Annotated in this window: 9 protein-coding genes and 1 pseudogene; 8 read left to right on the forward strand and 2 right to left on the reverse strand. The window is 70.0% G+C overall.

The features are described from left to right. The 3 genes from ACWGRX_RS23245 to cobJ are packed head-to-tail and all read left to right on the forward strand — an operon-like array spanning position 1 to position 2,169. Positions 1-633 (forward strand): precorrin-8X methylmutase, encoded by a 633-nt coding sequence (locus ACWGRX_RS23245; protein WP_291633712.1) that lies wholly within the window; start codon positions 1-3, stop codon positions 631-633. A gap of 4 nt (positions 634-637) precedes the next feature. Next, positions 638-1,381: a precorrin-2 C(20)-methyltransferase gene (locus ACWGRX_RS23250; RefSeq protein WP_452119501.1), complete on the forward strand. Its 744-nt coding sequence runs from the start codon at positions 638-640 to the stop codon at positions 1,379-1,381. Beyond that, positions 1,378-2,169 carry a precorrin-3B C(17)-methyltransferase gene (gene cobJ, locus ACWGRX_RS23255; protein WP_452119502.1) on the forward strand — a complete coding sequence of 264 codons (792 nt, stop codon included), beginning with the start codon at positions 1,378-1,380 and terminating at the stop codon, positions 2,167-2,169. Before ACWGRX_RS23250 ends, cobJ begins: the two co-directional genes overlap by 4 nt. On the opposite strand, the gene ACWGRX_RS23260 is transcribed toward cobJ, so the two are convergent. After that, on the reverse strand, positions 2,112-2,873 hold the full coding sequence (locus ACWGRX_RS23260; protein ID WP_291633707.1) for a cobalt-precorrin-6A reductase: 762 nt from the start codon (positions 2,871-2,873) through the stop codon (positions 2,112-2,114). The genes cobJ and ACWGRX_RS23260 overlap by 58 nt on opposite strands. Here ACWGRX_RS23260 and cbiE point away from each other — a divergent pair. The 5 genes from cbiE (at position 2,872) to bluB (ending at position 7,388) form a co-directional block, all read left to right on the forward strand. After that, complete coding sequence (gene cbiE / locus ACWGRX_RS23265) at positions 2,872-4,125, forward strand: precorrin-6y C5,15-methyltransferase (decarboxylating) subunit CbiE (RefSeq protein WP_452119503.1); 1,254 nt, start codon at positions 2,872-2,874, stop codon at positions 4,123-4,125. The genes ACWGRX_RS23260 and cbiE overlap by 2 nt on opposite strands. Positions 4,126-4,133: 8 nt before the next feature. Further along, positions 4,134-4,529 (forward strand): cobalamin biosynthesis protein, encoded by a 396-nt coding sequence (locus tag ACWGRX_RS23270; RefSeq protein ID WP_452119504.1) that lies wholly within the window; start codon positions 4,134-4,136, stop codon positions 4,527-4,529. Further along, positions 4,526-5,293 carry a precorrin-4 C(11)-methyltransferase gene (gene cobM, locus ACWGRX_RS23275; protein ID WP_291646359.1) on the forward strand — a complete coding sequence of 256 codons (768 nt, stop codon included), beginning with the start codon at positions 4,526-4,528 and terminating at the stop codon, positions 5,291-5,293. The genes ACWGRX_RS23270 and cobM overlap by 4 nt, the downstream gene beginning before the upstream one ends. Further along, entirely contained in the window at positions 5,290-6,615 is a 1,326-nt protein-coding gene (locus ACWGRX_RS23280) for a cobyrinate a,c-diamide synthase (protein WP_452119505.1), read from the forward strand. Before cobM ends, ACWGRX_RS23280 begins: the two co-directional genes overlap by 4 nt. Before the next feature lie 152 nt (positions 6,616-6,767). Further along, positions 6,768-7,388, forward strand: coding sequence for a 5,6-dimethylbenzimidazole synthase (gene bluB, locus ACWGRX_RS23285; RefSeq protein WP_452119506.1), 621 nt, complete (start codon positions 6,768-6,770; stop codon positions 7,386-7,388). A gap of 58 nt (positions 7,389-7,446) precedes the next feature. On the opposite strand, the pseudogene ACWGRX_RS23290 reads toward bluB, so the two are convergent. Beyond that, positions 7,447-7,562: pseudogene (locus tag ACWGRX_RS23290) on the reverse strand (succinyl-CoA--3-ketoacid-CoA transferase); the annotation flags it as partial.

Here is a 7,562-nt window from a genome sequence, read left to right on the forward strand (position 1 = left end):
TTGAACACGCGCCACGCCTATCTGCGCGACGGAGCCGCGATCTACGAGCGCTCCTTCGCCATCATCCGGGCCGAATCCGACCTCTCCGGCTTTTCCGGCACCGCCGAGCGCGTCGTCGTGCGGATGATCCATGCCTGCGGCATGACCGATCTGCCCAAGGACGTGGCGATGTCGCCGGATTTCGCGGCGACCGCGGAAGCGGCCCTGGCCAAGGGCGCACCGATCCTTTGCGATGCCCGCATGGTCGCCGACGGCGTCACCCGCGCCCGCCTTCCCGCCGGCAACGAGGTGATCTGCACGCTCACCGACCCTTCGGTGGCGAAGCTGGCGCAGGAGATGGGCACGACCCGCTCGGCCGCGGCGATGGAGCTCTGGCGGCCGCATCTGGAGGGCAGCCTCGTGGTCATCGGCAATGCGCCGACCTCGCTGTTCCGCCTGCTCGACATGCTCGATGCGGGCGCGCCGAAGCCGGCGGCCGTGATCGGCATCCCCGTCGGCTTCGTCGGCGCGGCGGAATCGAAGGAGGCGCTGGCGCTGGACGGGCGCGTGCCTTTCCTCGTGGTGCATGGCCGGCGCGGCGGCTCGGCGATGGCGGCGGCGGCGGTCAATGCGCTGGCGCAAGTGAAGGAGTAAGAGGGTGAGCGAACGAGCCCCCCGCACCCTGCTTTTCGGCGTCGGCCTCGGCCCCGGCGATCCCGACTACATGACAGTGCGTGCCCGCGACATCATCCTCAAGGCCGACCGTCTCGTGCACTTCTGCAAGCGTGGCCGGCGCGGCAATGCCCGCGTCACCGCCGATGCGATCATCGCGCCCGACGGCGCCCGCGAGATCGAGCTCGCCTTTCCGGTGACGACCGAGGTGCCGGTCGAGGAAGAAGGCTATGCCGGGCCGATCGCCGCCTTCTACGACGCCGCTGCCGAAAGGCTCGCGGATGAAATGGCCGCCGGCCGCACCATCGCCGTACTCTGCGATGGCGATCCGTTCTTCTACGGCTCGTTCATGCATCTCTGGCGGCGCCTCGCCCAGCGTTTCCCGACCGAGGTGGTGCCGGGCGTCACCGGAATGGCCGGTGCCTGGACGCAGGCCGCCGCCCCGATCACCTGGGGCGATGACGTCATGACCGTGCTGCCGGGCACACTCGCCGAGGGCGAGCTGACGCGCCGTCTCGTCGACACCGATGCGGCGGTGATCATGAAGCTCGGCCGCAACCTGCCCAAGGTCCGGCGAGCCTTGCAGCAAGCGGGGCTGATCAACCGCGCCATCTATGTCGAGCGCGCCACCATGGCCGACCAGCGCGTGGTGAGGCTGGCCGAGAAGCCCGATGACGAGGCGCCTTATTTCTCGATGATCCTGGTGCCCGGCGAAGGGCGGCGGCTGTGACCGGCACTCTCACCGTCGTCGGGCTCGGCCCTGGCGAAGCGCGTTATCTGACGCCGGCGGCACAGGCGGCGCTCGATCAGGCCAGCGACCTTATCGGCTATGGCCCCTATCTCGACCGTATCCCCGTCCGGGCCGGCCAGAGCAAGCATGCCAGCGACAACCGGGTCGAGATCGACCGGGCCCGGCATGCGCTGGAACTCGCCGCCGCGGGGAAGAAGGTCGCGGTGGTCTCCGGCGGCGATCCCGGCGTCTTCGCCATGGCGGCCGCCGTATTCGAGGCTGTAGAGGCCGGCGAGCCCGGCTGGCGCGAGCTCACGATCACCGTCGAGCCCGGCGTGACCGCAATGCTGGCAGCGGCCGCGGCGGCCGGCGCCCCGCTCGGGGGCGATTTCTGCGCGATCTCGCTATCGGACAATCTCAAGCCCTGGGACGTCGTCACCGCCCGGCTGGAGGCGGTGCTGCGGGCGGATTTCGTGATCTGCCTCTACAATCCGATCTCGAAGGCGCGGCCCTGGCAACTCGGCAAGGCGCTGGAACTCGCACTCGCCGTCCGGGCGCCCGACACGCCGGTGCTGTTCGCGCGCGCCATCGGCCGGGCCGACGAAGCACTGCGCGTCCTGACGCTGGGCGAAGCTCATGAAGCAGCAGGCACGGCCGACATGGCGACGCTGGTGATGATCGGTGCGAGCGGCACGCGCCTGATCGCGCGCAAGGGAAAGGCCCCCTTCGTCTATACGCCGCGCTCTGTGACGAAGAGCCCCTGCGCCACCAGCCAGGGCAGAACCTGATCGATATGGGTGACGTATTCGACATCGGGCTTGGGCGGCCGCTCGACCATGATCACCGGCAGGCCGAGCCGGCGCGCCGCGACGAGCTTGCCGAGCGTCATCGAGCCGCCGGCATTCTTGCTGACCAGGATCTGCGTCCCCTCCCGGTGCATCAGCCTTTCCTCGGCCTCGGCCTCGAAAGGCCCGCGCTGCTGCAGGACCTTGGCATGCGGCAGCGGCAGTTCACCGACCGGCTCGATGACCCGGATCAGATAGCGGTGCTGCGGTGCCGCGAAGAAATGCGGCAGCTCGAGCCGGCCGATGGTCAGGAAGACGCGCTGCGGCTCGGGGCCGAGCGCCTCGACAGCGGCGGCAATGTTCGGCACGCTGCGCCAGCGGTCGCCGGCCCGAGGCCGCCAGCTCTCGCGCCTGATCGCGAGCAGCGGCACGCCCTCGGCCTTGCAGGCGGCCTCTGCGTGAAAGGGCATGATGGCGGCGAAGGGATGGGTCGCATCGATGACCGCGACCACGCCTTCCTCGACGAGATAGCGGCGCAGACCGGCGATGCCGCCGAAGCCGCCGATGCGGGTCGGCAGCGACAGCGGCCGCGGATCGGAGGTGTGGCCGGCGAGAGAGATCACGGCACGGATCTCGGGGGCCTGCTCAGCCAGAAGCTGATCAAGTGCAGCCGCTTCGCTGGTGCCACCAAGGATGAGGACGGTCATGAATCTTTTGTCGCCTGAAACCGACAAGCTGTCGAGCGCAGCGCAGCATGGCCCCTGGCTCTCGCTGGTCGGACTCGGCGAGGATGGCCGCGCCGGACTAACCCCAGAGGCTCTCGCGGCACTCGAACAGGCCGAGATCGTGTTCGGGGGAGAGCGCCATCTCAAGCTGATCGGAAAGGTCCCCGGCGAGGCCCGAGCATGGCCACAACCCTTCAGAAATGCGCTGCCGGCGATCCTGGCCGAACGCGGGCGGGCGGTCTGCGTTCTGGCCACCAGCGACCCGTTCCATTACGGCATCGGAGCCGGGCTGACCAAAGCGCTCCCTTCGGAGGAAATGCGGGTTATCCCGCAATTGTCAGCGTTTTCGATGGCTTGCACGCGGATGCGCTGGCCTCAGGAGGAGTGCGCGCTGGTCTCCCTGCACGGGCGGGCCTTACAGCGCATCATCCCGCTGCTGCAGCCGGGGGCACGCATCCTGGCGCTGTCCTGGGACGAATCGACGCCCGCCGCCGTCGCCGCGCTGCTGTCGGAGCGCGGCCTCGGCGGCAGCTCGCTCACCGTGCTCGAAGCGCTGGGCGGCCCGAAGGAGCGCATCCGCGAGACGCGTGCCGACGCCTTCGCGATTGAGGGGATCGTGCCGCTCAACATGCTGGCGGTCAGCGTCGTCGCCGGCGCCGATGCCCACATCCTGCCTCTGGCCAACGGCCTCGCCGACGACTGGTTCGAGCATGACGGCCAGCTGACCAAGGCCGACATCCGCGCGATCACACTCTCGGCACTCGCACCCCGCGCCGGCGAGCTGCTCTGGGATGTCGGTGCCGGCTCCGGCTCGATCGGCATCGAATGGTGCCTGCGCCACCGCCACAACCGCGCGATCGCTTTCGAGGAGCTCCCGGAGCGGGCGGCACGCATCGGTCGCAACCGGCTGACGCTCGGCGCAGTGCCGATCGAGATCGTCGAAGGCAAGGCACCGGCGAGCTTCGCCGGCAAGGCTTCACCCAATGCGGTCTTCATCGGTGGCGGGCTCGGCGATCCCGGCCTGTTCGAGGCCGCCTTCGCGGCGCTGAAGCCGGGCGGCCGGCTGGTCGCGAACGCCGTGACCATCGAGGGCGAGGCGCGGCTCGCGGCGCTGTTCGCGCAGCATGGCGGCAATCTGCGCCGCATCGGCATCGCTCATCTCGATCCGGTCGGAACAATGCATGGCTGGCGGCCGGCGATGCCGGTGACGCAATGGCGGGTGGTGAAGCCGTGAGCTCCGGCATGACCGCCGGCATCGGCCTGCGCTCCGGCACCTCCGAAGCCGACATCCTCGCCTGCTTGACGCAGGCGCTGGCGGCGGCCGGGATCGGCTCCGAGCGCCTCGGCCGGATCGCGACGCTCGCCTCGCGCTTCAGCGAGCCCGGTCTCGTCGCCGCCGCACGCACGCATCAGGTCGAGCTCGTCGCCATTCCCGACGAGGCGCTGGCCGGCTTTGAGGCCGCCTGCGCCACGCGCTCGACCCGCATCGCAGGTCTCTATGGCGTCGGCTCGGTGGCGGAGGCGGCGGCACTGGCCGCCGCCGGGCCGGGCGCCGTGCTGGTGCAGCCGCGCATCGCCACGAGCCGCGTCACATGCGCGCTCGCCCGCAGCGCCGAACCGGACAAAAACGCCTTATGACCGTGCATTTCATCGGCGCCGGCCCGGGCGCCGCCGACCTGATCACCCTGCGCGGGCGCGACCTGATCGCCTCCTGCCCGGTCTGCCTCTATGCGGGGTCGCTGATCCCGCAGGCGATGCTCGGCTGGTGCCCGCCGGGCGCGCGCATTGTCGACACCGCCCCGCTCGATCTCGACGCGATCATCGCCGAAATCGCGGCGGCGCATGAGCAGGGCCAGGACGTGGCCCGGCTGCACTCCGGCGACATCTCGATCTGGAGCGCGACCGGCGAGCAGATGCGCCGGCTGGAAGCGCTCGGCATTCCCTATGAGGTCACGCCGGGTGTGCCGGCCTTCGCCGCCGCCGCCGCCGCGCTGAAGCGCGAGCTCACCCTGCCGGGCGTCGCGCAATCGCTGGTGCTGACGCGGACCTCAGGACGCGCCTCGGCCATGCCGGAAAAGGAGAAGCTCGCGACCTTCGCCGCTTCGGGGACGACGCTCGCCATTCATCTCTCGATCCATGTGATCGAGCAGGTCGCCGCCGAGCTTACGCCGTTCTACGGCGCCGATTGCCCGGTCGCGGTGGTGTTTCGCGCCTCCTGGCCAGATGAACGGGTGCTGCGCGGCACGCTCGCCGACATCGCGGCGCAGGTGCGCGCTGCCGATCTCGAACGGACCGCGCTGATCCTGGTCGGCCCGGCCCTCGGCAGCGCGGATTTCGGCGAGAGCGCACTGTATTCCACCGGCTATGACCGCCGTTTCCGGCCGCGCGGGGGACAGGCATGACGGCCAGGGGCCTGCTCGTCGCCGCACCGCGCTCCGGCTCCGGCAAGACCACGATCACGCTCGGCCTGCAGCGGGCGCTCACCCGACGCGGGCTTGCCGTGCGCGGCCTGAAATGCGGGCCGGACTATATCGACCCGGCCTTCCATGCCGCAGCGACCGGCGCCGCCAGCGCCAATCTTGACAGCTATGCGATGCCGGACGCGCTGCTTGCCGGCATCGCAGGCACGGCGGCGCAGGATGCCGACGTCATCGTCGCCGAGGGCTCGATGGGCCTGTTCGACGCCGTCCCGGGGCCGGAAGGGCACACCGGCGCCAGCGCCGACATCGCCGCTTTGCTCGGCTGGCCGGTCGTGCTCGTCGTCGACGTCTCCGGTCAGGCGCAATCGGCCGGGGCGGTCGCGCTCGGCTGCAAGCTCTACGATCCGCGGATCAGGATCGCCGGGGTCATCCTCAACAAGGTCGCGAGCGAACGCCATCGCCGGCTCGCCGCCGCCGGCATGGAGCGGATCGGCCTGCCGGTCTTCGGCGCACTGCCGCGCGAGGCCAGCCTGATCCTGCCCGAGCGCCATCTCGGCCTGGTGCAGGCCGGCGAGACCGACGATCTGCATGCCCGGCTCGATGCGTTGGCGGAAGCGGTCGCAGGCGCGGTCGATCTCGATGCGGTTGTCGCTGCGGCCGGCGCGACGATGCTGCCGGTATCGGGCGAGGCCGCTCCGGCCCTGCCCGCCCCCGGCAAGCGCATCGCCATCGCCCGCGACGCCGCCTTCAGCTTCGTCTACCCGCATGTCGAGGCCGGATGGCGGGCGCAAGGGGCCGAACTCCGCCCATTCTCGCCGCTGGCCGACGAGGCGCCCCCGGACGATTGCGACGCCTGCTGGCTTCCCGGCGGCTATCCGGAGCTGCATGCCGGGCGGATCGCCTCAGCCTCGCGCTTCCTCGACGGCCTGCGCGCCTTCGCCCGGACGCGCCCCGTCCATGGCGAATGCGGCGGCTATATGGTGCTCGGCCGGAGCCTGACCGATGCCGACGGGGCAAGCCATGCCATGGCAGGGCTGCTCTCGGTCGAGACCAGCTTTGCCAAGCGCAAGATGAATCTCGGCTACCGCAACGCCGTACTGGAAGCCGATTGCCCGCTCGGAGCGACGGGCGCGCGCCTGAGCGGCCATGAGTTCCATTATGCCAGCATCATCTCGCAAGGCGAGGACCCGCCGCTCGCAGCGGTCAGCGACCCGCATGGCTCGGCCCCGGTTCCCGCGGGCAGCCGCCGTGGGCACGTGACCGGCTCCTTCTTCCACGCCATCGCACGCAGGGCTGAGCCTTGAGCCCGCAATCCGTCCGAAGCACCGTCAGCCCTCATTATGAGGAGCGATCCGCAGGATCGCGTCTCGAAGGATGGTCCAGCAGGCTCCGGAACGACCTGAAACATCCTTCGAGACGCCGCTGGGCGGCTCCTCAGGATGAGGGCTGAGAAGAGATGCCCGCCCAATCACCGAGCTTCGACGAGGCCTTCACCGAAAAGCTCGGCGAGTTGCTGGCCTGGCGGCGCGATGTCCGGCGCTTCCGCACGGATGCCCTGCCGGACGCGCTGCTCGCCAAGCTCATCGCCCTGATGGAACTCTCACCCTCGGTCGGCCATTCGCAGCCCTGGCGCTGGCTAAGGGTCGACGATCCCGATCAGCGTCTCGCGGTGCAGGCGAGCTTTTCCCGCTGCAATGCCGAGGTGCTGGCCGATTACGAGGGCGAGCGCGCGGCGCTCTATGCGCGGCTGAAGCTCGAGGGCTTGCGCGAGGCGCCGGTGCAGTTCGCGGTATTCTGCGATCACGGCACCCTGCAGGGCCATGGCCTCGGCCGGCGGACCATGCCGGAAATGCTGGATTATTCGGTCGTCGCCGCGATCACCCAGTTCTGGCTCGCGGCCCGTGCCCATGGCGTCGGAGTAGGCTGGGTCTCGATCCTCGATCCCGAAGAGGTGCGCCGCATCGCGGGTGCCCCACCTGACTGGAAGCTGATCGGCTATCTCTGCGTCGGCTTCCCGGTGGAGGAGCACGACGTGCCCGAGTTGGTGCGAGAGGGCTGGGAGAAAGGGCGCAGCTGAGCTGCGCCCTTCATTGCCGGAAAGATGGCCGGGTCGAACCCGGCCATGACGCGCAGCGTCAGAGCGCGACCTTGAACGGCGCCTCGGTTTTGGCCTTGATCTCGTCGAGGGTGACGCCTTCGGCGAGTTCGATCAGGGTCATGCCGGCGCCGTTCTCGTCGATCGAGAAGACGC

The organism is Allobosea sp. NPDC055594, from assembly GCF_053618995.1.